The sequence below is a fragment of the Pseudomonas sp. Irchel s3a18 genome, assembly GCF_900187535.1.
In the GTDB taxonomy this organism is placed as follows: Bacteria; Pseudomonadota; Gammaproteobacteria; order Pseudomonadales; family Pseudomonadaceae; genus Aquipseudomonas.
The window spans coordinates 1-25,730 of record NZ_FYDV01000029.1; the positions used below are offsets into that span (position 1 = coordinate 1).

Sequence of the window (25,730 nt, forward strand, 5' to 3'; positions counted from 1 at the left end):
GGTCACCCGCGACACCCTTGCCTCTGGCTAACACTTCCCCTTGCCGGGTGTGTAGAGGACTTGCACCTCCAAGTCACCAGCGTGGCCACCATAGCCAAACTGGTTGCGCTTACGCGCAACGCGCCATGCCTGGCGCACGCACAAAAAAGGGCGCCGATGGCGCCCTTCTTCACTACGGTGACGTCAGTTCTGCAAAGCCGCGTGTTGCGTCCCGTTGATCGGGATGCGTTTGGCTTTCGCCTCTTCCGGCACCACGCGCAGTAGGTCGATGCTCAGCAGGCCGTTACGCAGGTCCGCGGTCTTGATCTCGATGTGATCGGCCAGCCGGAATGACAGCTTGAACGCACGCTGGGCGATGCCTTGATGCAGATAGGTCACGCCTTCGTTGGCGTCACGTTTGCCGCCACTGATGGTCAACACGCCTTTTTCGACTTGCAGGTCCAGGTCGTCTTCCTGGAAGCCCGCAGCCGCGATGACGATGCGGTATTGGTCGTCGCCGTGTTTTTCGACATTGTAAGGTGGGTAGCTGCTGCCGGGCTCATTGCGCAGCGCAGACTCGAACAGATCGTTGAAACGATCGAAACCAACCGAAGAACGGAACAGTGGAGCCAGGGAAAATGCGGTACTCATGATTAAAATCTCCTGAAAACAATCAGCAAGGTTTTTTGTCTCCGCGACCCGAATTCGGCATCGCGTAATCCTTAGATAGGGACCGCTGATTGCATTTCAAGAGACGAATTGCAGATTTTTTCAGGCCGCTTCAGAGACCTGCAAACCGAGCAAACACGAAACCTGGTCCAGCTCAGTCTCACGACGCATGAGCGTAAACAGCTCCACCGCCTCGGGATAATTGCGGGTCAGCATCGCCAGCCACTGCTTCAAGCGACCCGGCGACTGCCGTGGTGTCATCTGCGCCTTGGCCTGTAGCCAGAACGCCTGGATCAGCGGCAGCAACTCGGCCCACGTCATCTCCACCACCTCTTCACCGGCCCGCGCAGCCGCAATTTGCCGGGCCAGGTCGGGGCGCGACACCAGGCCGCGACCGAGCATGATGTCTTCCACTCCGCTGATTTCCCGGCAGCGACGCCAGTCGTCCACGCTCCAGATATCGCCGTTGGCGAACACCGGCACCTTGACCACGTCCTGCACCCGCGGGATCCACTCCCAGTGCGCCGGCGGCTTGTAGCCATCCGTCTTGGTCCGGGCATGCACCACGATGTGCTCGGCGCCGCCTTCGGCCAGGGCCGTGGCACACACCAGCGAACCGTCCGGACTGTCAAAGCCCAGGCGCATCTTGGCGGTCACCGGAATGTGCGCGGGGACCGCGCGGCGAACGTGCTCGACGATCCGATTGAGCAACTCCGGTTCCTTGAGCAACACCGCGCCGCCACGGGACTTGTTCACGGTCTTGGCCGGGCAACCGAAGTTCAGGTCGATCACCTCGGACCCCAGCTCACACGCCAGCGCCGCGTTTTCCGCCAGGCACATCGGGTCGGAACCCAGCAGCTGCACGCGCAACGGCACGCCGGCAGCGGTCTTGGCACCGTGCAACAGTTCAGGGCCGAACTTGTGGAAATAGGCTGGCGTCAGCAGCTGATCGTTGATCCGAATGAACTCGGTCACGCACCAATCGATACCGCCAACACGGGTCAGCACGTCCCGCAGGATGTTGTCGACCAACCCCTCCATGGGCGCCAAAGCAATTTGCATGGAAAACACTCAACGAAAAACGTGCGGCAGTTTACCGGGTTTCATCGCTCAGGGCATGTCGGACGGGTGGACGGTTGCTTTGCTGGCCCCTGGAAAAAACAACGGCACCCTGGGGTGCCGTCATTCATCGCACGGTAGCCCTTACTTGCGCGCCGCCTCCCACGACTTCAGCAACTCGTTGTAGCTCACGGTCTCGCCTTTGGGTTTCTCGTTGGCCAGTTTCGGTTTCGGTGCGCCCGGCTGGTCGAACCAGTATTGCGCGTCGCGCTCGGGGTTGAGCTTCGGCCCGCACACCGGTTGCACTTTGGAGCGTTCAAGGCGGGCCAGGATGGCGTCCTGGTCCTTGGCCAGGCCATCGAGGGCCTGTTGCGGGGTTTTCTCGCCGCTGGCGGCTTCGGCAATGTGACTCCACCACAGCTGCGCCAGGCGCGGATAGTCCGGCACGTTGGTCCCGGTCGGGGTCCATTGCACGCGGGCCGGGCTGCGGTAGAACTCCACCAGGCCACCGAGTTTCGGCGCCAGGTCGGTCATGGCCTGGGAATTGATGTCCGACTCGCGAATCGGCGTCAGGCCAACGATGGTTTTCTTCAGCGATACGGTTTTCGAGGTCACGAACTGTGCATAGAGCCACGCTGCGAGTTTCTGCTTCTCCGGCGTGGACTTGAGGAAGGTCCAGGAACCGGCGTCCTGATACCCCAGCTTCATGCCCTCCTCCCAATACGGGCCCTTGGGCGAGGGAGCCATGCGCCACTTCGGTGTGCCGTCGGCATTCATCACCGGCAGGCCCGGCTTGGTCATGTCGGCGGTAAACGCGGTGTACCAGAAGATCTGCTGGGCGATGTTGCCCTGGGACGGTACCGGGCCGGACTCGGAGAAGGTCATGCCGGCCGCCTCCGGTGGTGCGTAGGCCTTCATCCAGTCGACATATTTCTGCGTCGCATAGACCGCCGCCGGGCCGTTGGTGTCGCCACCACGGGTCACGCTGGATCCGACCGGATGGCAGTCCTCGACGCGAATCCCCCACTCGTCCACTGGCAAGCCATTGGGTATGCCCTTGTCGCCGGCACCGGCCATGGAGAACCAGGCATCGGTGAAACGCCAGCCCAGGGACGGGTCTTTCTTGCCGTAGTCCATGTGCCCGTAGACGCGCTTGCCGTCGATTTCCTTGACGTCTTCGGTAAAGAACCGGGCAATGTCCTCATAGGCCGACCAGTTCACCGGCACGCCCAGTTCATAGCCGTACTTCGCCTTGAATTTTGCCTTGAGGTCCGGACGCTCGAACCAGTCGGCGCGGAACCAGTAGAGGTTGGCGAACTGCTGGTCGGGCAACTGGTACAGCTTGCCGTCTGGCGCAGTGGTGAAGGAAATGCCGATGAAGTCCTGGATGTCCAGGGTTGGCAAGGTGTAGTCCTTGCCTTCGTTGGCCATCAGGTCGGTGATCGATTGGGTCTTGCCGTAGCGAAAGTGGGTGCCGATCAGGTCCGAGTCGTTGACCCAGCCGTCATAAATGTTCTTGTCCGACTGCATCTGGGTCTGCAGTTTTTCCACCACGTCGCCTTCCTGCAGCAGGTCGTGGGTCAGCTTGATCCCGGTGATTTCGCTGAAGGCCTTGGCCAGGACCTTGGACTCGTACTCGTGGGTGGCGATGGTTTCCGACACCACGTTGATCTTCATCCCGCGAAACGGCTCGGACGCCTTGATGAACCACTTCAGCTCTTCCAGCTGTTGCTCGGCCGTGAGGGTGGATGGCTTGAATTCGCTGCCAATCCATTTTTTCGCGGCGTCTTCATAGGCATCGGCCCAGGCCGCGGCACTCAACCCGCTGAGCGCCAGCATGGCTGCCAATGAAACGCTATGTCGCAACTTATTGTTTTTCTCGAACATAAGACCTCCTGTTTGGGTTTCGGAGCACGGTGCCGAGCGATTCGACTAGCCCCAGCGCATCACAGCCAACAGCCACACCAGGGACAGCGCAAAGGCCACCCAGATGCTCCAGCCGGTAGCGCCGATCACCAGCAAATGCAGGTAGGCGCTGCCGAGAAGACCGATAAACAGCCGATCACCACGGGTGGTGCTGATCGGTAAAAAGCCGCGCCGGGAAATGCTCGGCGAACGCAACTCCCAGGTGGTCATGCCCACCAGCAATACGGCGATGACGCCGAAAAAGGCTGCGGTCGGTGGGGTCCAGTTCATCCACTCCATCATCAGTTCCTCACACCCGACCCAGGGCAAAGCCCTTGGCCACATGGTTACGGACAAACCAGATCACCAGCATGCCCGGCAGGATCGTCAGCACGCCGGCCGCCGCGAGCACGCCCCAGTCGATGCCCGACGCGGACACGGTACGGGTCATCACCGCCGCAATGGGCTTGGCGTTCACCGAGGTCAGGGTGCGCGCCAGCAACAGCTCGACCCAGGAAAACATGAAGCAGAAGAACGCCGTCACACCGATTCCCGAGCCAATCAACGGGATGAAAATTTTCACGAAGAACTTGGGAAAACTGTAGCCGTCGATGTAGGCGGTTTCGTCGATTTCCTTGGGCACACCGGACATGAAGCCCTCGAGAATCCACACCGCCAGCGGCACGTTGAACAGGCAATGGGCCAGGGCCACGGCGATGTGGGTATCGAACAGGCCAATGGAGGAGTACAGCTGAAAAAACGGCAGCAAGAACACCGCCGGTGGCGCCATGCGGTTGGTCAGCAACCAGAAGAACAAGTGCTTGTCGCCGAGGAACCGGTAGCGCGAGAACGCATAGGCGGCCGGCAGCGCCACGCTCAGGGAGATCACCGTGTTCAGGCTCACGTAATACAGCGAGTTCAGGTAACCGGTGTACCAACTGGGGTCGGTGAAGATCACCCGGTAGTTGGCCAGGGTGAAGTCCTGGGGAAACAGGGTCAGGCCACCGAGGATTTCGGTGTTGCTCTTGAAAGACATGTTCAGCAGCCAGTAGATAGGTACCAGCAGAAACAGGATGTAGATCAACAGAGGCACCAGCTTTGTTTTGCTCATGTCAGGCCTCAGCGGTTGGCGTCGGAGTGGGTCATGGCGGTGTAGAACAGCCAGGACACCAACAGGATGATCAGGAAGTACACCAGCGAAAACGCGGCGGCCGGCCCCAGGTCAAATTGGCCGATGGCCATCTGGGTCAGGGTCTGGCTGAGAAAGGTGGTGGCGTTGCCCGGACCACCGCCCGTGAGCACGAACGGCTCGGTGTAGATCATGAAACTGTCCATGAACCGCAGCATCACCGCGATCAGCAGCACGCTCTTGAGCTTGGGCAACTGGATGTGGCGGAACACCGCCCAGCTCGACGCCCGGTCGATCCGTGCGGCCTGGTAGTACACATCCGGTATCGCCCGCAGGCCGGAGAAACACAGCAACGCTACCAGCGAGGTCCAGTGCCATACGTCCATCACCAGCACCGTGACCCAGGCGTCCATGGTGTTGGCCGCGTAGTTGTAGCTGATGCCCATGGCATTGAGGGTCGAGCCAAGCAGGCCGATGTCGGCGCGCCCGAAGATCTGCCAGATGGTGCCGACCACATTCCACGGGATCAACAACGGGATGGCCAGGATGATCAGCACCACCGAGGACCAGCGCCCCTTGGTCGGCATGGTCAGGGCGATGCCGATGCCCAGGGGAATCTCGATCAACAGCACGCAGGCCGAATAGATGAACTGGCGCAGCAACGAGTCATGCAGGCGCGGATCGAGCAGCACCTGCCTGTACCAGTCGGCACCGACGAAGTAGCGGCTCGACTGGTCGAAAATGTCCTGCACCGAGTAATTGACCACGGTCATCATCGGCACCACCGCACTGAACGCCACCAGCAGGAACACCGGTAGCACCAGCCACCAGGCCTTGTTGTTCTGCACCTTGTTCATGGCCGGACCTCCAGCAGGTAGTCATCGGCGTAGACCATCAGCCACTGCGCCGGAAAACTGATGGACGCCACGCCCTGGGGCACCGGCTTGTCTTCAGCCAGGCGCACCTTGAGCGGCACGCCGTCCAGGTTCAACGTCATGATCTTGTAGGTGCCCAGGTCCTCGACATGGACCACCGTCGCCCGCAGCGCCTCCTCATAGGGTTCGTCCCAAACGTGGATGAACTCCGGGCGAATCCCCACTTTCAGGGTTTTCCACTCGGTTTCACCGATACGCCGCTGCAGGTCTTCGGACAACGCCAGGTCAGTCCCGCCGAAACCAACGCCACCGGCCCGTGGCGTGACCTCGATGAGGTTCATCCCCGGGCTGCCGATGAAATAACCGACAAAGGTGTGGCTCGGGCGTTCGAACAGCTCTCGCGGGGTACCGAACTGGACGATTTGCCCGCCGTACATCACCGCGATCTTGTCGGCGAATGTGGAGGCTTCGAGCTGATCGTGGGTGACGTAGACCATGGTGATGTTGAACTGCTCATGAATCTGCTTGAGCTTGCGCCGCAGCTTCCACTTCAGGTGCGGGTCGATCACCGTCAGCGGCTCGTCGAACAGGATCGCCGACACGTCATCGCGCACCAGGCCACGGCCCATGGAGACTTTCTGCTTTTCGTCGGCGGTGAGGTTGCGGGCCTTTCTGCCCAACAAGGCCTGCAGGTCGAGGACCTCGGCGATTTCCTGGACCTTGCTGTGCACCTTGGCCTCGGCCATGCCCTGGTTGCGCAGCGGGAAGGCCAGGTTGTCGAACACCGTCATGGTGTCGTAGACCACCGGAAACTGAAAAACCTGGGCGATGTTGCGTTTCTCGGGGGTCAGCAGGTTGACCACCTTGTTGTCGAACAACACCTGGCCCTGGGAAGGGCTGAGCAGGCCGGAGATGATGTTGAGCAAGGTCGATTTGCCGCAACCGGACGGCCCGAGCAAGGCATAGGCGCCACCCTGCTCCCAGACATGGTTCATCTCGCGAATCGCATAATCCTCAGGTCCCACGGGCGTGCGGGTGTAGCTGTGGGCGAGGTTCTGCAAATGAATTTCGGCCATCAGGCAACCCTCGCAACGCGACGTCCGGGCGCCTGGAGCAGGCGTCCCTGTTCATCGAAGACAAACAGTTTGTGGGTCGGGATGTAGATACGAATCGGTGCGTCCACGTCGTACTCATGGACCCCGGGCAAATGCAGGACCAACAGGAAATACTCGTTGCGTACGTGCAGGAAGGTTTCCGAACCACTGATTTCCGCCACCTCGACGGTCACCGCCAACTCCAGATCGTCATCATTGCCGGGCACCAGCGAGATATGGCTGGGGCGCACGCCAAACCGGAACTCGCCCTCGCCCACCGGACGCAAATCGACGTTCAGCGGGAAGTGCACGAAATTGGCGAAGCTGACTTCATTGCCGGCAATGCGCCCGGGCATGAGGTTGATCGGCGGCTCGGAAAACAGCTCGGCCGCCAGCACGGTTTGCGGTTGGTGATAGACCTCGGCGGTCTTGCCGCTCTGAATCACCCGCCCCTCGTGAACAATAGTAGTGGTGCCGCCCAAGGCCAGGGCTTCGTTGGGTTCGGTGGTGGCGTAGACCGCGATGGTGTGACGGGCCTGAAACAGCTCGCGCATTTCCTGACGCAGTTCTTCGCGCAACTTGTAGTCGAGGTTGACCAATGGCTCGTCGAACAGGATCAATTCGGCGTCCTTGACCAGCGCCCGGGCCATGGCGGTGCGTTGCTGCTGCCCACCGGACAGTTCCAGCGGATAGCGTTGCAGGAACTTCTCGATGCGTAGCATCCGGGCCGTCTCGTACACCTTGCTCTGGATCTGTTCGGCCGATACACCCGCCTGACGCAATGGCGAGGCGATGTTCTCGAACACGGTCATGGTCGGGTAGTTGATGAACTGCTGATAGACCATCGACACGTTGCGCAAGCGCACCGGGCGCTGGGTGACGTCTACACCGTTCATCAGGATGCGCCCGTGATCGGGTTTGTCGAGCCCGGCCATCAGCCGCATCAGGCTGGTCTTGCCGGACAGTGTGCGCCCCAGCAAGACATTGAAGGATCCGGGCTCGAAACTGAGGTTGGCGTCATCGATCCAGACCTGACCCTCGACGGTACGGCTGACGTGCTCCAGCGTGAGTGACATGGCTCGGCCTTTTTATTATTGGAGTCCAGCGACCGCTGCACCAAAGCGACATCCGTGCCAGAAATTCCAAGCGATTGATCTGCCTTGAGAATCTGCCATTCAGGGAAAACAACGCATTCGTGACTGAACAGAAATGAACAACCGCGATTGAACAATTGAACAGTTCCACGATTGACAATGAACAATCGTGAACAACACTGTATGGACGCTTTCGACCACGCCTGACGCCCGCGGGCCGTTGGCGTAGCGGACGCGATGCACCCCCATAACAACAATAAAAGCGTGATTCAGAGGCTGACCGCCCATGGCCGCACCTGCCCCCGCGTTGTCCCATGACGCCATCATCCAGGACTCCTGGACCCGTTGCCGCTCGTTCGGCCTGCAGCATCAGAGCCTTCCCGCCTTCGACCAGTTACCCGCCGACGGCATCGCGCGCTTGCTCGAAAGCCAGCATTCACTGGTGCAGACCACCCACCAGGAAGTGCTGCCCTACTACGAGAACATCCTGAGCAACTCCAATTGCCTGATCATGCTCGCCGACCACCAGGGCCAGGTGCTGACCACCTGGGGCACTCGACGCTTTATCGATCCGCGCCTGAGTCGTGGCTTCAATGCCGGCGCCAGCTGGCAAGAGCAATGCAGCGGCACCAACGCCATCGGCACGGCGCTGGCGTGCGAACAGGCGGTGCATATTGCCCACGATGAGCACTTTCTGAAGGCCAACCGCTTCATGACCGGCTCTGCCGCGCCGATCTTCGATGCCCAGCGCCGGGTGATAGCCGTGCTCGATGTGTCCAGCGACAGCTACCTGCCGCCCGACCACACCCTGGGCATGGTCAGGATGATGAGCCAGACCGTGGAGAACCGGCTGATCCTCAACCTGTTCAAGGGCGAACATTTTCAACTGGTGTTCAACACCGGCCTGAACAACCTGGACAGCCAATGGGCCGGGCTGTTGATCTTCGATGAGAGCGGCCAGGTGCTGTCGGCCAACCGGCGTGCCGACAACCTGCTGGGCGTCAGCCTGTCGCGGGTCAGTATCGACAGCCTGTTCAAAGTGTCATTGCTGGAACTGCTCAATCAACCCGACGGCCTGCCCTTCGCCCTGCAAGCCTCGGGGCGCAATCGCTTTCATTGCCTGCTCAAGCGCCCGCAACAGCGGCCGACTCTAGCGCGGGTATTGGCCGTGCCCCCAGGCCCTGCCCCCGAGGCCATCAGCCTCGGCACCCTGCACTTTGGTGACAGCCGGGTGGAAAAAGCCGTGCGCCAGGCCGAGCGCTTGCTGGAAAAAGACATTCCGCTGTTGATCCACGGGGAAACCGGCGTCGGCAAGGAAGTCTTTGTCAAAGCCCTGCACCAGGCCAGCTCCCGCAGCAAACAGCCACTCATTGCCGTCAACTGTGCAGCGATCCCCGCCGAACTGGTGGAGTCCGAGCTGTTTGGCTACGAGAAAGGTGCCTTCACCGGCGCCAACCAGAAAGGCAGCATCGGGCTGATCCGCAAGGCAGACAAAGGCACGCTGTTCCTCGACGAGATCGGCGACATGCCACTGCCCACCCAGGCTCGCCTGCTAAGGGTGTTGCAGGAACGCTGCGTGCAACCGGTGGGCAGCAGCGAACTGTTCGCGGTGGACATCCGGATCATCTCGGCGACCAACCGCTCATTGCGCGAACAGGTTCAGCTAGGACGTTTTCGCGAGGACCTGTACTACCGCATCGGCGGCTTGACCCTCGAGTTGCCGCCGCTCAGGGAGCGCAGCGACAAAGCGGCACTGTTCAAGCGCCTGTGGGAACAGCACCGCGAGCCCACGCAATGGGCTGGGCTGAGCAGCGAAGTCATGGCCCTGTTCGCCCGCCATCCATGGCCGGGCAACCTGCGTCAGGTCAGCAGCGTGATGCAGGTGGCGCTGGTCATGGCCGAGGACCAACCGATAAGGCCGGAGCATTTGCCGGATGATTTTTTTGTGGATCTGGAGATGGAGCCGGTAGAAATACCAAAGCCGCTGGCGGTGGATTTGAATAATGCAGGAGAATTGTACCGTCAGTTGCAGGCCGCGGGAGGGAATATTTCACACTTGGCGCGGCGATTGGGGGTCAGCCGCAATACGTTGTACAAGCGGTTACGGCAGCTGGACACATGAAGACTCGACCTGCTGTCTGCTCGTCTTTACTGCCATGACATATTTTGGCTATATTTAGCCAAAATATTGGAGGCACATCATGATCACCGTTCCACTTGGGGAAGCCAAAAACAACTTGTCCAAACTGGTCGATGACGCGGCCTCCGGACAAGTCATCACCATCGCCAAACATGGGCGGGCCCTCGCCCGCCTGGTACCGGTCGTAAAACCCTCCGGGCGGCGGATCGGTGCGATGAAAGGCAAACTCGTTCTGCCTGACGACTTTGACGCACCATTGCCAAATGAAATGCTGGACGCCTTCGAGGGTACTCACGAATGAGGGTACTGCTCGACACCCATATTTTGCTGTGGACGTTAAGTGACGATCCCAAATTGTCAGCCAAGGCCAGAAAACTCATCGAGAGCGCTGCCGAGATCTACGTCAGCGCCGCAACTTTTTGGGAAATGGCAATCAAGGTCGGGCTGGGCAAGCTGAATGTCGATCTTGAAGAGATTCGCGAATACTGCACGCAAAGCGGTTTCATCGAATTGCCGATCACCTCGGAACACGCCATCGCGGTGAAGGATCTTGAGCATCACCATCGAGACCCGTTTGATCGGTTGATCGTCGCCACGGCAATTACCGAGCCCATGAGACTGCTGACTGCCGATCCTTTGGTTGCCAAGTACACGTCCCTGGCCATTCTGGTTTAATCGACATCCTCCGATCCGCAGACAAACAAAACCCGCACAAGGCGGGTTTTGTTTTGTAAGCACTACAGCACTCAGTCAGCCAGACGCCAGGTCGTGCCGCCCTTGCCGTCTTCCAGCACCACGCCCATGGCGGTGAGCTGGTCGCGGATGCGGTCGGATTCGGCCCAGTCCTTGCCGGCACGCGCCGCCAGGCGCGCAGCAATCAGCGCCTCGACTTCGGCTGCGTCGACCCGCCCTTCGGCACCGGCCTGCAGGAAGTCATCGGCTTCGAGCTGCAACACGCCCAGCACGCTAGCCAGCTCTTTCAAGCGCGCCGCCAGACCGGCCGCCGCGTTCAGATCGCTCTCACGCAGACGGTTGATCTCTCGCACCATCTCGAACAGCACTGCGCAGGCTTCCGGGGTACCGAAGTCGTCGTTCATCACCTGGGTGAAGCGCTCGACAAAGGCTTCGCCGCCAGCCGGTGCCACGTTCGGCAGGCCTTTCAACGCGTGGTAGAAACGCTCCAGGGCGCCCTTGGCGTCCTTGAGGTTGTCTTCCGAGTAGTTGATGGCGCTGCGGTAGTGGCTCGATACCAGCAGGTAACGCACGACTTCCGGGTGGTACTTGTCCAGCACGTCGCGAATGGTGAAGAAGTTGTTCAAGGACTTGGACATCTTCTCGCCATTGATGCGAATCATCCCGCAATGCATCCACGCGTTGGCGTAGGTCTTGCCGGTGGCCGCTTCGCTCTGGGCGATTTCGTTTTCGTGATGCGGGAACTCCAGGTCGCTGCCGCCGCCATGAATGTCGAAGGTCTCGCCCAGGCAGCAGGTGGACATCACCGAGCACTCGATGTGCCAGCCCGGACGCCCGGCGCCCCACGGCGACTCCCAGCTCGGCTCGCCCGGCTTCGCGGCTTTCCACAGCACGAAGTCCAGCGGGTCCTGCTTGGACTCGTCGACTTCGATGCGGGCGCCAATGCGCAGGTCTTCGATCTTTTTGCGCGACAGCTTGCCGTAGCCCATGAACTTGCCGACGCGGTAGTACACGTCGCCATTGCCCGGGGCGTACGCATAGCCCTTGTCGATCAGGGTCTGGATCATCGCGTGCATGCCCGGGATATGGTCGGTGGCACGCGGCTCCATGTCCGGCTTCTTGATGTTCAGGCGCGCTTCATCTTCGTGCATCGCCGCGATCATGCGCTCGGTCAAGGCTTCGAACGACTCGCCGTTCTCATTGGCCCGGTTGATGATCTTGTCGTCGATGTCGGTGATGTTGCGCACGTAGGTCAGGTCGTAACCGCTGAACCGCAACCAGCGGGTCACCAGGTCGAACGCGACCATGCTGCGGCCGTGGCCCAGGTGGCAGTAGTCGTACACGGTCATCCCGCAGACGTACATGCGCACCTTGTTGCCATCCAGCGGCTTGAAGACTTCTTTGCTCTTGGTGAGCGTGTTGTAGATCGTAAGCACGATAATTCCTTGACGCTAAATCACTGGCCCCACGAATCACGCAGGGTCACGGTACGGTTGAATACCGGCTGACCTGGTTTCGAGTCCTTGATATCCGCGCAGAAGTAACCTTCGCGCTCGAACTGGAAACGATCCTCCGGCTGTGCATTGCCCAGCGAGGGTTCAGCACGACAACCGGTGAGCACCTGCAGCGAATCAGGGTTGATGTTGTCCAGGAAACTCGCGCTGTCTTCGGCCTTCTCCGGGTTTGGAGAGCGGAACAGACGATCATACAGACGCACTTCGCACTCGACGCTGGCCGCGGCCGGCACCCAGTGGACCACGCCTTTGACCTTGCGGCCTTCAGGGTTCTTGCCCAGGGTGTCCGGGTCGTAGGAGCAACGCAGTTCGACGATGTTGCCATCGGCGTCCTTGATCGCTTCGTCGGCACGGATCACGTAGCTGCCGCGCAGACGCACTTCGCCAGCCGGCTCCAGGCGCTTGTAGCCCTTTGGCGGCTCTTCCATGAAGTCTTCACGGTCGATGTAGATCTCACGGGCGAACGGCAGGACGCGCACGCCCATGTCTTCTTTCGGGTGGCATGGCAGCTCGAGGTTCTCGACCTGGCCTTGCGGGTAGTTGGTGATCACGACTTTCAGCGGACGCAGCACGCACATGGCACGCGGGGCGCTGTGGTCGAGGTCGTCACGGATGCTGAATTCGAGCATGCCGAAGTCCACCACGCCATCGGAACGGTTAGTGCCGATCATTTCGCAGAAGTTGCGGATCGATTTCGGCGTGTAGCCACGACGACGGAAGCCCGACAGCGTCGACATGCGCGGGTCGTCCCACCCATTGACGTGCTTTTCATCAACCAGCTGCTTGAGCTTGCGCTTGCTGGTGATGGTGTAGTTCAGGTTCAGGCGGCTGAACTCGTACTGGCGCGGCTTGGCCGGCACGGGCAGGCTCTCGAGGAACCACTCGTACAACGGACGATGGCTTTCGAACTCCAGGGTGCAGATCGAGTGGGTGATGCCTTCGATGGCGTCCGACTGACCGTGGGTGAAGTCGTAGTTGGGGTAGATGCACCACTTGTCACCGGTCTGGTGGTGATGAGCGTGGCGGATGCGATACATGATCGGGTCGCGCAGGTTCATGTTCGGCGAGGCCATGTCGATCTTGGCCCGCAGCACCCGTGCGCCGTCCTTGAACTCGCCGGCTTTCATGCGGGCGAACAGGTCCAGGTTCTCTTCCACGGAACGCTCGCGAAACGGGCTGTTCTTGCCCGGCTCGGTCAGGCTGCCACGGTATTCCCTGGCTTGCTCGGGTGTCAGGTCGCAAACGTACGCCTTGCCGGCCTTGATCAGCTCCACGGCCCAGTCGTGCAGTTGGTCGAAGTACTGCGAGGCATAGCGCACTTCACCTGACCACTGGAAACCCAGCCACTTGACGTCGCTTTCGATGGCGTCGATGTATTCCTGGTCTTCCTTGGCCGGGTTGGTGTCGTCGAAGCGCAGGTGAGTCACGCCACCGAATTCCTGGGCCAGACCGAAGTTCACACAGATCGACTTGGCGTGACCGATGTGCAGGTAGCCGTTGGGCTCAGGCGGGAAACGGGTGACGATCTGCGTGTGCTTACCCGAGTCCAGGTCCGCCTGGATGATCGGGCGCAGGAAATTGACCGGCACGGCAGGGCCGGTCTTGGCATTCGAAGTCGGGTCGACAGTGGGCTTGCTCATAGGATCCTTGGACGTACAAGTGCGTGGCCTACAGGCAGGCCGGACAAAACAAAGCCGCTATCATAGCCGATGCGGTCAAGTGCCTGACAGAGCAGGCCGGAAAACTGCTGCTTTTAATGCACGGCGAATGAAAAACAGCCTCGAAATTCGTCGCCATCACGCTAAACTGCGCACCTTGGCAATTTTTTGCCAGACCGCTGTGGGGTTGCCTGCGTCAGGCGGCGCCCCGAAAGCCACGAATTTCTTACAGAGTAACGATCATGACTCAAGTCAAACTGACCACCAACCATGGCGACATCGTCCTGGACCTGAACGCCGAGAAGGCCCCGATCACCGTGGCCAACTTCATCGAGTACGTCAAGGCCGGCCACTACACCAACACCGTGTTCCACCGCGTAATCGGCAACTTCATGATCCAGGGCGGCGGTTTCGAGCCAGGCATGAAGGAAAAGAAAGACAAGCGTCCAAGCATCCAGAACGAAGCGGACAACGGCCTGTCCAACGACAAGTACACCGTGGCCATGGCTCGCACCATGGAGCCGCATTCGGCTTCCGCGCAGTTCTTCATCAACGTGGCGGACAACAGCTTCCTCAACCACAGCGGCAAGAACGTTCAGGGTTGGGGCTACGCCGTGTTCGGTAAAGTGACTGCTGGCACCGACGTTGTCGACAAGATCAAGGGTGTTTCCACCACCATGAAGGCCGGCCACCAGGACGTGCCAGCAGACGACGTGATCATCGAGAAAGCCGAGATCATTGAGTGATACTGCTGATTTCAGACTTACATCTGGAAGAGGAGCGCCCGGACATTACCCGGGCGTTTCTGGATTTGCTCGCCGGACGCGCCCGCTCGGCGAGTGCGCTCTACATTCTGGGCGACTTTTTCGAGGCATGGATCGGCGACGACGCCATGACCCCCTTCCAACGCTCCATCTGCCAGGCCCTGCGCAACCTCAGCGACAGTGGCACGGCGATATTCCTGATGCACGGCAACCGGGACTTCCTGCTAGGCAAGGCCTTCTGCAAGGCTGCCGGCTGCACCCTGCTCAAGGATCCGAGTGTCGTACCGTTCAACGGCGAACCGGTGCTACTGATGCACGGCGACAGCCTGTGCACCCGCGACGTGGCCTACATGAAGCTGCGCCGTTACCTGCGCAACCCCATTACCCTGTTCATCCTGCGCCATCTGCCCCTGCGCACCCGGCATGCGCTGGCACGCAAGCTGCGTAGCGAAAGCCGGACGCAAGTCCGCATGAAAGCCAATGACATCGTTGACGTGACCCCCGAGGAAATCCCGCGGATCATGCAGCACTACGGGGTCAAAACCCTGGTCCACGGCCACACCCACCGCCCCGCCATCCACAAGCTGCAGATTGGCGACCTGGCCGCCAAGCGCATCGTGCTGGGGGATTGGGACAAGCAAGGCTGGGCACTGCAGGTGGACGAGCAAGGCTTTCAACTGGCGGCGTTCGATTTCGTGCCACCGCCACCCCTGGCGCTGCCCGGCAACTGACAGCCACACAAGCCCCCCTGGATCGCAATACTGGATAAGGTTGCTCAATACCCCACTTGTAGGAGCGAGCCCGCTCGCGATGGTCGTCAACGATAACGCGCGCACTCTGGATCTACTCGGTGCCCTTGAATGCTTCGCGAGCACGCACCCTCCTACAGAAAGCACGCCCTGGATTTAATCCACGAAGCTGAATCCGTACACAATTTTCATGAAGATCCAGAGCGTTTTTCCCGGTAATCCGTGAAGAACCAAAACTACTCACCGCGATCGCTTAGTTGGGGGCGCTTCGCCCCCCCCAGCGGGAGCAAGCGCCCTCGCCACAAGCACGTGCTGGTGCCTCAAAAATCCCGCTTGTAAAAGATATCCAGGGAACTGGCGATACCGCTGGCGGCTTCCAGAAAGACCTTTTTGCTCAGTTTGTAGCGCAAGGCGATGGTGCTGGCCGGTTCGAACACGCCAACGCCATAACGCAAGCTGAGCTTCTCGGAGATGTTGCCACTGGCCACCACGCTGGTGGTGGTGCCGCTGCCTTGGGTGTCGAGCTGGAAATCCTGAATACCCAGGTTCTTGGCCAGGCTGCCGGTCAGATCCGAGCTGCCCATCAGCCCCAGGCCCAAGGCGGCTTGCGCGAGCATGTTGTTGTCTTCGCCGTTGCTGCTCAGCGGACGTCCGAGCACCAGGTAGGACAATGCCTGCTCCTGGCTCATGGCCGGCTCCGAGAAGATTTGCGTCGTCGGCTGCTCGGCACTGCCGCTCAGGCGAATACCGGCAATCACGTCGTCGGTCTGACGCACCGCTTCGATATCCAGGTACGGCTGGTCGATGGGCCCGGTGAAGAATAGCCGCGCACGCCGTACCGTCAGGCGCTGGCCGTAGGCACGGTAACGGCCGTCGTTGAGCCAGAGCTCGCCGCGGGTATCCATGTTGTCGCCGATGTGCACGTGACCTTGCAGGTTGGCCGTCAGGCCGAAACCGGCAAAGCTCAGTTTGTCCTCGCCCACCACCACGTCGATGTCCATCGCCATGGCCATCGGTGTTTTGCCCTCCTCGGTCTGATGACCGACGATCACCGTGTCATCGGAGACCTTGACCGTCGAGGGCGGCAACTCGCGCACGGTGATCTCACCCTTGGGCACCCGCACCTTGCCGGTAATCGCCAGCTTGTCGTCCTTGATCGAGATAGTCAGGTCCGGCGCCACTTCCAGCGCCGCGTAGGGCTCGACCGTTACTGGCAGTTGCTGCCCCTTGAGGCTCAGGTCCACCACCAATGCCTGCCCCCAGGCGACGTGCCCGTTCAGGCTACCCTGCCCGTTCTTGCCACTTTTCCAGCCACCGTTGAGTTGCACGTTTTCACCGGCGATCTGCGCCTTGACCTGTAACGCCTCGAGACGCGTCGGCAGTTCCGGCCCGGAGATTTCACCGTCGCTCAAGGTCAGGTTGCCATTGACCTGCGGCGCCAATAGCCCGCCGGACAAACTGCCGCTGCCGTTCAGGCGCCCGGCCAGTTTCTCGACCATCGGCACGAAGGGGCGCGCCACCGACAGGTCCAACCCGCTCAGGCGGAAAGAACCGCTCAGGGGTTTGTTCCTGGGCAGTGGATTGATCTGCGCCTGTACCATCAGCTCGCCCAGCTTGCCGCCGACGAAGTCCAACTGCGTGTCGATGCGCTTGGGGTTGAGGGTGCTGGTCAGCTTCAGGGTCTGGTATGGGAAGTCCAGCCACTGCTCCTTTTCCTTGAGGCGCAGGGTGCCGCCGCTGGCATCGACCAGTATCTGGCCTTTCGGGCCGCTGGCCGGCAGGTCCAGTTGCACGTCGGCGTTGAGCTTGCCCTGCCAGGCAAAGTCCTTGGGCAGCCATTGCGCCAAGCTGTCGATAGGGAATTGCTTGAGGTGATAGCGCAGCTTGGGCTCGGGCATCAGGCGTTGGTCCTCGCCGCACAGACTGGCGGGGCCGGACATCCAGCAATGGGCGCCGAAGGTCAGTTTGCCATCAGCCATGCGTTCAATCCGCGCTGGCCCTTGCAGCTTCCAGTCCTGGCCGCCTGCCTGAATGTCACCGCTGGCCAGACGGCCGCGCCAGTTGCCCTTGTCGAGATTGCCGTCCAGGCCCAGCGCCAGCTTCAACAAGGGGCCTTGCAGGTCCAGTAGCAGCTTCTGCTGCTTGATGTCGCCCTGGCCGCTGGCGGTCAGCGTGCCGAGCTGGCTATCGCCCACCTCGATACCGCTGCCCTTGAGGTCGATCTTCGCGCGCTGCGCCTTGTCCAGGGTGGCATCCAGGTTCAGGCTTTTCAGGCGATTGTCGTCGAACGCCAGCTGCACACCTTGCAGGCTGAGGGTGCCTTGGGGCGCCTGGAGACTGCCGGCGACATCGACCCGGCCATTGAGCTGGCCACGCAGCTGCGGCCAGAGCTGGCCGAGACGCGGCGCCTTGATGTCGAGCTGACCGGCGAGCGTCTGTTGCAAGCTGGCGCGGCCATCAATGCGGTTTTCGCCCAGGCGGATCTGCAGCGTGCTCAGGTTCCAGCGCTCGCCAGCCCCTTCAGCCTTGGCCTGCAAGAGCGCTGGCTGCCCGCGCAGCTTGCCCTTGAGGTCGAGGTCGGCCGTAAGATTCAGTTGTTCGTTCTTCATCTCACCCTTGCTGCGCAAGGGACCGGCCAGGGTACCCGGCAGCTCCGCGAGCCAGTACGCCGGGTTGATCGCCGACAAGTCCAGCGCGGTGTCCCAGGCAATGCCGTCGGCAAATTGCAGGTTCAGATACCCCTCGGCCTTGCCCTGTCCGGCCGCCAGCTGGAACTGCGGCAGGAAGATTTTCGTCAGGTCGCCGCTGAACGGGCTGCTCAGGCTGAACGCCCCCGCCGGGCCGCCGAGCGCCGCCTTGAAGTTGCCCAGGTAGTTGCCGTCGCGGTACGAGGCTTCTGCGTTGAAGCTACGCAGTGCCACTTGGGGTTCATCGATCACCGGGTACAACCGGTGCCACGGGAAGTCCAGCCAATCGATCTTCGCCTCGGCACTCAAGCCCTCGGACCAATCCAGTTGCCCGGTCAGTTTCAGGCTCTGCTTGTCACTGGCGTTCAATTCCAGCCCGGCGATCTGCGCGCCCCTGGCGTCGACCCGGCCCTGCAGGCGCAAGGCAACCGGCCCCTCTTCAGCGGGCAATGTGGCATTGCCTTGCAATTGATAGCCGTTTTTCAGGTCACCGTTGCCGGTCAGTTCCAACTGATTGAGCTGCAAGGTGTCGGGCAGGTCGGCACTGGCCTTGAAACCATCGGCAGTGATCCGCACCTTGGCGGGCAGGTTGTCCGCCAGCGGTTGCAACTCACCCGTCAACCGACCTTGCAGGTATCCGCTGCTGTCCGCCGTCAGGTTCAGGGTTTTCAACAGGTCGCCTTCAACCCTCAACGCCAGCGCCCATGGCGCGCTACCCGGTGCCGGCAACGTCAGCTTGCCGGTGGCCTGCAGCGGCCAGTTGCCGGTCGGTTGCAACAGGCCGGACAGGTCCAGGCTCAGGTCGTCACGCTGCAGATGCACGGAATCGAGCTGCAACCCCTCGGCCGTCCAGTGCGCGGCCAGTTGCAGGTCCTTGAGCTGTTCGCTGCCGTTGAGCAACAGGCTACCGACCTGCACCTCTCCCAACTGGATAGCCACCGGCAACTTCAGGTCAGGCAGGCTGATCGGTCCGCTGCTGGATTCGCTGCCCGGGGCAAATTGCAGAATCACTTGCTCGGCCTTCAGTTGCTCGATGCACAGGGTCATGCGGGTCAGGCACAAGGGCGACCAGGCAAACACCGGCTGTCTCAGCTCGACCCGGTCACCGGCCTGCTGCCACACCAGATGATCGGCACGCCATTGGCCACCCAGCCGGCCCTGGAAATTGTCCACGGTCAAACCCGGCACCTGGCCCAGGGCCCAGCGGCTACCTGCTTGCGTACCCAGCAACACGCCGATGCCCAGCAGGACCACAGCCACCAGCGACACCGTCGCCAGCAGCGTTATTTTCAAACCACGCTTCACAGCTCAGGCCCCATGGAAAAGTGCAAACGAATACCACCTGGATCATCCAGTGCATGGGCCAGATCCAGGCGGATCGGCCCGACCGGTGAAACCCAGCGCACGCCAAGGCCAACCCCGGTCTTGAGACTGGGCAGCTCGAGGGTATTGAACGAGTTACCCTGGTCGATGAAGGTCGCCACTCGCCATTTTTCGGCGATGGAGTACTGATACTCAAGACTGCCCGTGACCATGTAGCGCCCGCCAATGCGGTCGCCTTCATTGTTTTCCGGGGACAGGCTCTGGTAGTCGTAGCCACGCACGCTCTGATCGCCACCGGCGAAGAAGCGCAAGGACGGTGGAATGGATTTGTAGCCATTGGTGGCCGAACCGCCGACTTGCGCGCGGGCCAGGAACCGATGATTGTCGAACACCGTGGTCAAGCCTTTGACCAGCGCCGTGCCATACAGAAGATTGTTGTCCGAGCCCAGCCCTTCCTTGGCGACCTTGCTGTCGAACTGCAGGCGATAGCCTTTGTGCGGGTCGATCCGGTTGTCACTGCGCAGGTAGGAGTAGCTCACGCCGGGCATCAGCAGGTTGCTCAGGCCCGAGTCATCGCCAAGGCGGTATTCCTCGCGTTGCCATTTCAACGAGATCACCCGTTGCCAGCCACTGGGCAACTTGCTGTGCCATTCCGGGCCCAGGGTCAGCAGCTTGCTCAAGCTGTCGGTGTTGGCCAGCTCTTCATTTTGATAGCCCCCGGCAAACCGCAGTTTGTCGGTGAGGGGTGGGTCCAGCGGTACGTCGTACCAGAGGCCAACGTTCTGCCGGGGTGCCGAGAGTTCGGCTTCCCAGCCGTAGCTGTGGCCTTGGGGGTTGACCCAGTGACGCGTCCAGTTGGCCTTGGCCCGCGGACCGACGTCCGTGGAGTAGCCCAAACCCAGGCCCATGGTGCGTGGCTTGCGGGCGTCCAGATTGACCGCCACCGGAATCACCTCGTTGGCCGCCGAGGTGGGCGTGGCGTCGACCCGCACCGACTCGAAATAGCCGCTCGACTGCAAGGCCTGACTGAGCTCGGCGATCAGTTCGGAATCATAAGGAGCGCCGTTTTTGAACGGAACCATGCGCTGCAACAGGTCCTCGTCGAACGGTGTATCACCGGCAAAACTGACCTGGCCCAACGCATAACGCGGGCCGCTTTCATAGACCAGTTCGATGTCGGCGACCCCGGCTCGCGGGTCCACCAACAGTTTCTGGCGGGTAAAGCGACCACTGAAAAAGCCGAAACGCGAGGCCTGGTTCTGTATCAGGCGCTTGGCATCTTCGTAATGACCGTGGTTGAGCACGGCACCGGGCTTGAGCACATCACTCTTGGGCACACGAAAGGACTTGAGGGAGGCCGCGGGCCCTTCGACGCGGATGGTCACGTTGCGCAGGCGCACCGGTTCGCCGGGGTCGATGTTCAACACCAGTCGCGGCGACTTGCCGTTTTTGACTTCGCTTTCTATATGGGGCTGGTAGTAACCCAGGGCCTGGGCGGCCTTGCGCGCCTGCTCTTCGGCGCCGCGACTGAAGCGCAGCAAGGCGTCCTCGTCACGATCACCGAGCCCTCCGATATAGCCTTCGATATTGGCCTTCAGCTCATCGTTGGACGGTTTGATCCTGACGTCCAATTCACTTTGCGCCAGTGCGCCTGCGCTGCTGAACAGCACGAGCAAGCCACTGGTAAATCTTCCTGGAAACTTCATAGGCGCGGATGCTATCACGAGCGTGGGAGCGTGATAGAGCGAACAATCTGAACAAAAGTTCGGCGTTAACCCGTAGCGCTGTTTAGTACCTGGGGATTGGCGTGAAAAAACACGTGCTCGCGGATTGGCCCGACAGCCACTTCACCGATTTCCTCGTAACCCTGACGCTTGTAGAACTCCAGATAAAGCGGATTCCCCGTGTCGAGTACCACCCCCCGGGAATGCTCATCGACCGCACACCAGTTGTGCACCGCCTGGAGTAGCTGCTCGCCGAAGTGCTGGCCTTGAAACTGCGGGTGAATCCCCAGCAACGGCAACACATGCACCGAGTCCGAAGGGATGCAAGCCGTGACGGCCGCGTGATAGTCCAGGTAACGACGGGTGCAGCGAAAACCGGTACTCAGCACCATCCGCAGGCGCCAGGCCCAGCTTTCGGTAATGCCCAGCCGTCGTTGCGGCGGCGCGATCAGGGCAATGCCGATCAACCGGTCATTGACTACCAGTCCGATGGCCGGCAGTTCCTGGAGAAAATGCTGCTTGACCAGTTCCCGTACCGTGGCCCGCACACGCTGCTCATAGCCGGGACGCTCGGCCTCGAATAGGAACTTGAAGGTCGGCTCGTGCCGGTAAGCCTGGTACAGCAAGGAACGCGCTTCACGCGAATAGCCGCTGTCGAGCCGGTGAATGTCAGCGATGGCGGTCGAAGTTTCAGGCATGGCGGTCTATCTCCCCTGGGCGAGACTCAAAAGGCCCCGCTCTTTGTCGTACGATCCCGGCACAGTAGCGATCTTTCCTACGCTCAAAGACATTAGCAGCGCAGACAGACTACTGCCACGCTGGCCCCCATGCCGCAGGTCAGCTAGCATCGCAGTTTTGCCAGGGCTGTCGACCATGAAGATCGTCTCGTTCAATATCAATGGCCTGCGCGCCCGCCCCCATCAGTTGGCGGCACTGATCGATAAGCACCAGCCAGATGTCATCGGCCTGCAGGAAACCAAGGTCCACGACGACCAATTCCCGCTCGCCGAGGTCCAGGCGCTGGGTTACCACGTGCATTACCATGGGCAAAAAGGCCATTACGGCGTTGCCCTGCTCTCGCGCCAGGCGCCCCTGGAGATTCACAAAGGCTTTGACGGCGATGAAGAAGACGCCCAGCGGCGCTTCATCTGGGGCACCTTCGCCGATGCCCATGGCACGCCCGTGACCATCATGAATGGCTATTTCCCACAAGGCGAAAGCCGTGACCACCCCACCAAATTCCCGGCCAAGGCGCGTTTCTACAGCGACCTGCAAGCCCTGCTGGAAACCCGGTTCAGCAACGACCAGCCACTGGTGGTGATGGGTGACGTGAACATCTCCCCGCAAGACTGTGACATCGGCATCGGCCCGGACAACATGAAGCGCTGGCTGAAAACCGGTAAATGCAGCTTTCTGCCCGAAGAGCGCGAGTGGATGGCCCGCCTGAAAAACTGGGGCCTGGTGGACAGCTTCCGTCACCTGAACCCGGACGTGGCCGATCGCTTCAGCTGGTTCGACTACCGCAGCCGCGGCTTTGAAGACGAACCCAAGCGCGGCCTGCGGATCGACCTGATCCTGGCATCCCAGGCGTTGTTGCCAAGGATCAAGGACGCCGGTGTCGACTATGACCTGCGCGGCATGGAAAAACCTTCGGACCATGCGCCGATCTGGCTTGAGTTGAGCTGATCCCCCCGCCGATCGCCGGGATCGCTCCCTCAGCTTGCGCAGGGGGGACGGTCTGCGGCGTGCTACCGTCATATTTCAGACACTTTAATGACTTATTGTCGTCGCACTTCCCTTGGCCTTTAAGGTGTCGGCCCCATGCTGCGTGCTCTGTTATCGCTGCTGCTCTGCGGCTTGCAGCCACTCTCTGCCTACGCCAGCCAACTGCCGATACCCGAGCAAGGCACGGCCTTGCGTATCCAGGGCTCCAACACCATCGGCGCCGCCCTGGCCCCTGCACTGGTCAAAGGCTTGATGCACGAGCAAGGCCTGCTCAAGGTCCACAGTGAAGCCTCGGGCAACAACGAGCAACGGATTGTCGGCCAGACAACTGAAGGTCGCCAGGTGAGCGTGGACATCGCCGCCCACGGCTCCAGCACCGGCTTTGTTGCCCTGAACAACGCCCGCGCCGACCTGGCGGCTTCCTCGCGCCCAATCAAGGACAGCGAACGGGTGGACCTCCAGGCCCTTGGCAACCTGAAAGCCCCCAACGCCGAGCATGTGATCGCCATCGATGGCCTGGCCATTATCCTGCACCCGGACAATCCACTGACCCAATTGAACACCGACCAGTTGGCACAGGTATTCAGCGGTGAAGCGACCACCTGGGAACAACTCGGTGGCATCGGCGGACCGGTGCACCTGTATGCCCGGGATGACCGGTCAGGCACCTATGACACCTTCAAGGAGCTGGTACTGCGTGAGCACGGCAAAGCACTGGCGGGATCGGCCAGGCGATTCGAGTCCAGCGAGCAACTGTCCGATGCGGTCAGCCAGGACCCACAGGGCATCGGCTTCATCGCGCTGCCCTATGTGCGTCAGGCCAAGGCGGTGGCGATTGTCGACGGAGCCTCGCAACCCATGCTGCCACTCAACAGCCTGATCGCCACCGAGGACTATCCCCTGTCCCGCCGGCTGTATTTCTACCTGCCGCCCAATGCCGAAAATCCATGGGCCCGGGCGTTGGTGAATTTTGCCCTGAGCCGCCAGGGTCAGGCCATTGTCGCCGCCAACGGGTTTATTGCGCAGACCGTGCAGGCCATGACCGTCCCCCCGGGCGGGCAACTGCCGGATGACTACCAGGCCCTTGCCCGGCAGGCACAGCGGCTGACGGTGAACTTCCGTTTCGAGGAAGGCAGCGCCAGCCTGGACAACAAGGCCCGAGAAGACCTGTCGCGGGTGTTCGACTATTTAAAGCAGCACGACAAACTCAACAGACAGGTGACACTGGTTGGCTTCGGCGATGCCAAGAGCGACCCGGATCGCGCCGCCCTGCTCTCGAAACTACGGGCCATGGCGGTGCGCCGTGAACTGGTGAAACGGGGTGTGGTGCTGCGGGAGGTCCGTGGTTTTGGCGCACAGATGCCGGTGGCGGCCAACAGTGACGATGAAGGGCGCGTCAAGAATCGCCGGGTGGAGGTCTGGGTCTACTGACACCGCCTCACTGCGACGATTCAGGCTTGCGAATCAGGTAAGTGTCCATGATCCAGCCGTTGGCCAGCCGCGCGTTTTTCCTGACCCGTTCTATCTCGCCGGCCACGTCCTTGAGCTTGCCGGCGATCAGGATCTCATCCGGCGTGCCCAGGTAGGCCCCCCAGTAAATCTGTAGCTCCTGATCGGCAATCTGCTGATAGGCGTCTTGCGCATCCAGCATCACCACCAGGCTGTCGGCCTCGCTGACCTGCCCCTGGGCCACGCGGCGCCCGGTGGTGATTTCAATCGAGCGGCCAATGCCGTTCAACGGCACCTTGTGCTGCGCCGCCAGTGCCTGGACGCTGCTGATGCCAGGAATGACCTCGAACTCAAAGAAGCAGCGACCCGACTCGAGGATCGTCTGCAAGATCCGCACAGTGCTGTCGTACAAGGACGGATCGCCCCACACCAGGAACGCCGCACATTCGCCATCCGCCATGTGATCGTTGATCAGCCGTTCGAAGGTCCGTTGCTTGTCGCGATTAAGCGCCTCGACACTGGCGTTGTAATCCGTGTCACCACGAACGCGCTCAGGACTGTGGGCTTCGACGAAGCGATAACCCGGATCAGTGATATAGCGCGCGCAGATGTCGCGACGCAGGTCGATCAACGTGTCCTTGCTCTGGCCCTTGTCCATCAGGAAGAACACATCGACCCGGTTCAGCGCCTTGACGGCCTGCATGGTGATGTAGTCGGGATTGCCCGCGCCGATACCGATAACCAGCAACTGCTTCATCAATGCTCCTCCTCGGCGGGTGCGACCCTGTCGATCAAGCGCAAACGCCAGCGGCCATTAAAGTGCAGCTCGGCGCTTGAGAGCGGCAGGACGTCGATCTGGTGGAAGGCCCCCGGCGGGCACTGCAGGACTTGCATCAGGGCGGCGCGAATCACGAACGGGTGGGTGATGGCCAGGAAATGCCCGGGCCTTGTGCTGAGTTCATCCAGCCAGAGCCCCACTCGCTGGCACAGTTGCGTCACCGACTCCCCGCCATGGGGGGCTGCGTGCGGATCGCCGAGCCAGACCTGCAACGCTTCAGGCTCGGCCTTGTGCAAGTCGTTGATGCGCAGCCCGTGCCAGCGTCCGAAATCGTAATCCCTCAGCGCCGGCACGCACTGCACGTCGCTACCAAATAACGCTGCGGTCTGCCGGGCACGGGTTTCCGGCCCGGCGAGCAGCTGTGGCGGCTGCCGGAATCGACCGACCCGGCTGCCCTTGACCGTCTGCCAATCCATTTCCAGTGGCTCATCCATCGGAAAGCGCGCCAGTTTTTGTGCGACGGTTCTGGCATGGCAGATCAAGGTCAAGCGGGTTACCGACACGTAGGAGCACTCTGAAATAGGGGTAAAAAAAAGGTTCTTCACGGAATCCCGGGAAACACAGAAACAAGAACGCCGATTTGATTGATGATGTTCGTGCGAGCAAACACATCTAACAAACCGGCGTTCTTATGCGCGATATTAATACTTTCCTTCCTTTTT

General features: G+C 61.0%; 22 protein-coding genes. 7 read left to right on the top strand and 15 right to left on the bottom strand.

The genetic code is table 11. The features are described from left to right. Positions 1-183: 183 nt before the first annotated feature. The 8 genes from CKW29_RS24850 to CKW29_RS24885 all read right to left on the bottom strand — a co-directional run bounded on the left by CKW29_RS24850 (position 184) and on the right by CKW29_RS24885 (position 7,786). The gene (locus tag CKW29_RS24850; protein WP_095146915.1) at positions 184-630 is read right to left on the bottom strand and encodes an Hsp20 family protein; all 447 of its coding nucleotides are present in this window, start codon (positions 628-630) and stop codon (positions 184-186) included. Between the two features lie 120 nt (positions 631-750). Then, a complete protein-coding gene (locus CKW29_RS24855) occupies positions 751-1,710 on the bottom strand; it encodes a tRNA-dihydrouridine synthase (RefSeq protein WP_095146914.1) in 960 nt (319 codons plus the stop codon). Between the two features lie 141 nt (positions 1,711-1,851). Next, positions 1,852-3,594: an ABC transporter substrate-binding protein gene (locus tag CKW29_RS24860; protein WP_095083202.1), complete on the bottom strand. Its 1,743-nt coding sequence runs from the start codon at positions 3,592-3,594 to the stop codon at positions 1,852-1,854. Between the two features lie 45 nt (positions 3,595-3,639). Further along, the gene (locus tag CKW29_RS24865; protein WP_095083200.1) at positions 3,640-3,912 is read right to left on the bottom strand and encodes a DUF2160 domain-containing protein; all 273 of its coding nucleotides are present in this window, start codon (positions 3,910-3,912) and stop codon (positions 3,640-3,642) included. Positions 3,913-3,922: 10 nt separating this feature from the next. Continuing rightward, positions 3,923-4,723, bottom strand: a complete 801-nt coding sequence (locus CKW29_RS24870) for a carbohydrate ABC transporter permease (RefSeq protein WP_095146913.1) — start codon at positions 4,721-4,723, stop codon at positions 3,923-3,925. Positions 4,724-4,731: 8 nt separating this feature from the next. After that, entirely contained in the window at positions 4,732-5,598 is an 867-nt protein-coding gene (locus CKW29_RS24875; RefSeq protein ID WP_095083197.1) for a carbohydrate ABC transporter permease, read from the bottom strand. Continuing rightward, positions 5,595-6,692, bottom strand: coding sequence for an ABC transporter ATP-binding protein (locus tag CKW29_RS24880; protein WP_095146912.1), 1,098 nt, complete (start codon positions 6,690-6,692; stop codon positions 5,595-5,597). Before CKW29_RS24880 ends, CKW29_RS24875 begins: the two co-directional genes overlap by 4 nt. Further along, the gene (locus CKW29_RS24885; RefSeq protein WP_095146911.1) at positions 6,692-7,786 is read right to left on the bottom strand and encodes an ABC transporter ATP-binding protein; all 1,095 of its coding nucleotides are present in this window, start codon (positions 7,784-7,786) and stop codon (positions 6,692-6,694) included. Before CKW29_RS24885 ends, CKW29_RS24880 begins: the two co-directional genes overlap by 1 nt. 304 nt (positions 7,787-8,090) lie before the next feature. Here CKW29_RS24885 and CKW29_RS24890 point away from each other — a divergent pair, with 304 nt between their 5' ends. The 3 genes from CKW29_RS24890 (at position 8,091) to CKW29_RS24900 (ending at position 10,619) form a co-directional block, all read left to right on the top strand. Beyond that, complete coding sequence (locus CKW29_RS24890) at positions 8,091-9,926, top strand: sigma-54-dependent Fis family transcriptional regulator (RefSeq protein WP_095149296.1); 1,836 nt, start codon at positions 8,091-8,093, stop codon at positions 9,924-9,926. Positions 9,927-10,005: 79 nt separating this feature from the next. Further along, on the top strand, positions 10,006-10,245 hold the full coding sequence (locus CKW29_RS24895) for a type II toxin-antitoxin system Phd/YefM family antitoxin (protein ID WP_095146909.1): 240 nt from the start codon (positions 10,006-10,008) through the stop codon (positions 10,243-10,245). Next, positions 10,242-10,619, top strand: coding sequence for a type II toxin-antitoxin system VapC family toxin (locus tag CKW29_RS24900; protein WP_095146908.1), 378 nt, complete (start codon positions 10,242-10,244; stop codon positions 10,617-10,619). The genes CKW29_RS24895 and CKW29_RS24900 overlap by 4 nt, the downstream gene beginning before the upstream one ends. A 71-nt stretch (positions 10,620-10,690) precedes the next feature. Here CKW29_RS24900 and cysS read toward each other — a convergent pair whose 3' ends face one another. Further along, positions 10,691-12,073, bottom strand: coding sequence for a cysteine--tRNA ligase (gene cysS / locus CKW29_RS24905; protein WP_007970481.1), 1,383 nt, complete (start codon positions 12,071-12,073; stop codon positions 10,691-10,693). Positions 12,074-12,093: 20 nt separating this feature from the next. Continuing rightward, positions 12,094-13,791: a glutamine--tRNA ligase/YqeY domain fusion protein gene (locus CKW29_RS24910; protein WP_095146907.1), complete on the bottom strand. Its 1,698-nt coding sequence runs from the start codon at positions 13,789-13,791 to the stop codon at positions 12,094-12,096. Between the two features lie 260 nt (positions 13,792-14,051). Between CKW29_RS24910 and CKW29_RS24915 the strand changes: the two genes are divergently transcribed. Together CKW29_RS24915 and CKW29_RS24920 are read left to right on the top strand one after the other, a co-directional pair. After that, the gene (locus CKW29_RS24915) at positions 14,052-14,555 is read left to right on the top strand and encodes a peptidylprolyl isomerase (protein ID WP_095146906.1); all 504 of its coding nucleotides are present in this window, start codon (positions 14,052-14,054) and stop codon (positions 14,553-14,555) included. After that, a complete protein-coding gene (locus tag CKW29_RS24920; protein ID WP_095146905.1) occupies positions 14,552-15,304 on the top strand; it encodes a UDP-2,3-diacylglucosamine diphosphatase in 753 nt (250 codons plus the stop codon). Before CKW29_RS24915 ends, CKW29_RS24920 begins: the two co-directional genes overlap by 4 nt. 338 nt (positions 15,305-15,642) lie before the next feature. On the opposite strand, the gene CKW29_RS24925 is transcribed toward CKW29_RS24920, so the two are convergent. The 3 genes from CKW29_RS24925 to CKW29_RS24935 all read right to left on the bottom strand — a co-directional run bounded on the left by CKW29_RS24925 (position 15,643) and on the right by CKW29_RS24935 (position 21,754). Beyond that, positions 15,643-19,314 carry a translocation/assembly module TamB domain-containing protein gene (locus tag CKW29_RS24925; protein ID WP_095149297.1) on the bottom strand — a complete coding sequence of 1,224 codons (3,672 nt, stop codon included), beginning with the start codon at positions 19,312-19,314 and terminating at the stop codon, positions 15,643-15,645. Beyond that, complete coding sequence (locus tag CKW29_RS24930) at positions 19,311-21,038, bottom strand: autotransporter assembly complex family protein (RefSeq protein ID WP_095146903.1); 1,728 nt, start codon at positions 21,036-21,038, stop codon at positions 19,311-19,313. Before CKW29_RS24930 ends, CKW29_RS24925 begins: the two co-directional genes overlap by 4 nt. Positions 21,039-21,103: 65 nt before the next feature. Then, positions 21,104-21,754 (bottom strand): N-acetyltransferase, encoded by a 651-nt coding sequence (locus CKW29_RS24935; protein WP_095146902.1) that lies wholly within the window; start codon positions 21,752-21,754, stop codon positions 21,104-21,106. A 175-nt stretch (positions 21,755-21,929) separates the two neighbouring features. Here CKW29_RS24935 and xthA point away from each other — a divergent pair, with 175 nt between their 5' ends. Together xthA and CKW29_RS24945 are read left to right on the top strand one after the other, a co-directional pair. Next, positions 21,930-22,742 (top strand): exodeoxyribonuclease III, encoded by an 813-nt coding sequence (xthA, locus tag CKW29_RS24940; protein ID WP_095146901.1) that lies wholly within the window; start codon positions 21,930-21,932, stop codon positions 22,740-22,742. Positions 22,743-22,877: 135 nt separating this feature from the next. Continuing rightward, a complete protein-coding gene (locus tag CKW29_RS24945; protein ID WP_095149298.1) occupies positions 22,878-24,212 on the top strand; it encodes a substrate-binding domain-containing protein in 1,335 nt (444 codons plus the stop codon). Positions 24,213-24,219: 7 nt separating this feature from the next. Here CKW29_RS24945 and cobF read toward each other — a convergent pair whose 3' ends face one another. Both cobF and CKW29_RS24955 read right to left on the bottom strand, forming a co-directional pair. Beyond that, entirely contained in the window at positions 24,220-24,987 is a 768-nt protein-coding gene (gene cobF, locus CKW29_RS24950) for a precorrin-6A synthase (deacetylating) (RefSeq protein WP_095149299.1), read from the bottom strand. Next, on the bottom strand, positions 24,987-25,571 hold the full coding sequence (locus CKW29_RS24955; RefSeq protein ID WP_095149300.1) for a histidine phosphatase family protein: 585 nt from the start codon (positions 25,569-25,571) through the stop codon (positions 24,987-24,989). Before CKW29_RS24955 ends, cobF begins: the two co-directional genes overlap by 1 nt. Between the last annotated feature and the right edge of the window lie 159 nt (positions 25,572-25,730).

What these genes read in the sequence shown, in the direction of transcription:
- CKW29_RS24850 (WP_095146915.1), bottom strand. Translation starts at nt 630, where the DNA reads ATGAGTACCGCATTTTCCCTGGCTCCACTGTTCCGTTCTTCGGTTGGT.
- CKW29_RS24855 (WP_095146914.1), bottom strand. Translation starts at nt 1,710, where the DNA reads ATGCAAATTGCTTTGGCGCCCATGGAGGGGTTGGTCGACAACATCCTG.
- CKW29_RS24860 (WP_095083202.1), bottom strand. Translation starts at nt 3,594, where the DNA reads ATGTTCGAGAAAAACAATAAGTTGCGACATAGCGTTTCATTGGCAGCC.
- CKW29_RS24865 (WP_095083200.1), bottom strand. Translation starts at nt 3,912, where the DNA reads ATGGAGTGGATGAACTGGACCCCACCGACCGCAGCCTTTTTCGGCGTC.
- CKW29_RS24870 (WP_095146913.1), bottom strand. Translation starts at nt 4,723, where the DNA reads ATGAGCAAAACAAAGCTGGTGCCTCTGTTGATCTACATCCTGTTTCTG.
- CKW29_RS24875 (WP_095083197.1), bottom strand. Translation starts at nt 5,598, where the DNA reads ATGAACAAGGTGCAGAACAACAAGGCCTGGTGGCTGGTGCTACCGGTG.
- CKW29_RS24880 (WP_095146912.1), bottom strand. Translation starts at nt 6,692, where the DNA reads ATGGCCGAAATTCATTTGCAGAACCTCGCCCACAGCTACACCCGCACG.
- CKW29_RS24885 (WP_095146911.1), bottom strand. Translation starts at nt 7,786, where the DNA reads ATGTCACTCACGCTGGAGCACGTCAGCCGTACCGTCGAGGGTCAGGTC.
- CKW29_RS24890 (WP_095149296.1), top strand. Translation starts at nt 8,091, where the DNA reads ATGGCCGCACCTGCCCCCGCGTTGTCCCATGACGCCATCATCCAGGAC.
- CKW29_RS24895 (WP_095146909.1), top strand. Translation starts at nt 10,006, where the DNA reads ATGATCACCGTTCCACTTGGGGAAGCCAAAAACAACTTGTCCAAACTG.
- CKW29_RS24900 (WP_095146908.1), top strand. Translation starts at nt 10,242, where the DNA reads ATGAGGGTACTGCTCGACACCCATATTTTGCTGTGGACGTTAAGTGAC.
- CKW29_RS24910 (WP_095146907.1), bottom strand. Translation starts at nt 13,791, where the DNA reads ATGAGCAAGCCCACTGTCGACCCGACTTCGAATGCCAAGACCGGCCCT.
- CKW29_RS24915 (WP_095146906.1), top strand. Translation starts at nt 14,052, where the DNA reads ATGACTCAAGTCAAACTGACCACCAACCATGGCGACATCGTCCTGGAC.
- CKW29_RS24930 (WP_095146903.1), bottom strand. Translation starts at nt 21,038, where the DNA reads ATGAAGTTTCCAGGAAGATTTACCAGTGGCTTGCTCGTGCTGTTCAGC.
- CKW29_RS24935 (WP_095146902.1), bottom strand. Translation starts at nt 21,754, where the DNA reads ATGCCTGAAACTTCGACCGCCATCGCTGACATTCACCGGCTCGACAGC.
- xthA (WP_095146901.1), top strand. Translation starts at nt 21,930, where the DNA reads ATGAAGATCGTCTCGTTCAATATCAATGGCCTGCGCGCCCGCCCCCAT.
- CKW29_RS24945 (WP_095149298.1), top strand. Translation starts at nt 22,878, where the DNA reads ATGCTGCGTGCTCTGTTATCGCTGCTGCTCTGCGGCTTGCAGCCACTC.
- cobF (WP_095149299.1), bottom strand. Translation starts at nt 24,987, where the DNA reads ATGAAGCAGTTGCTGGTTATCGGTATCGGCGCGGGCAATCCCGACTAC.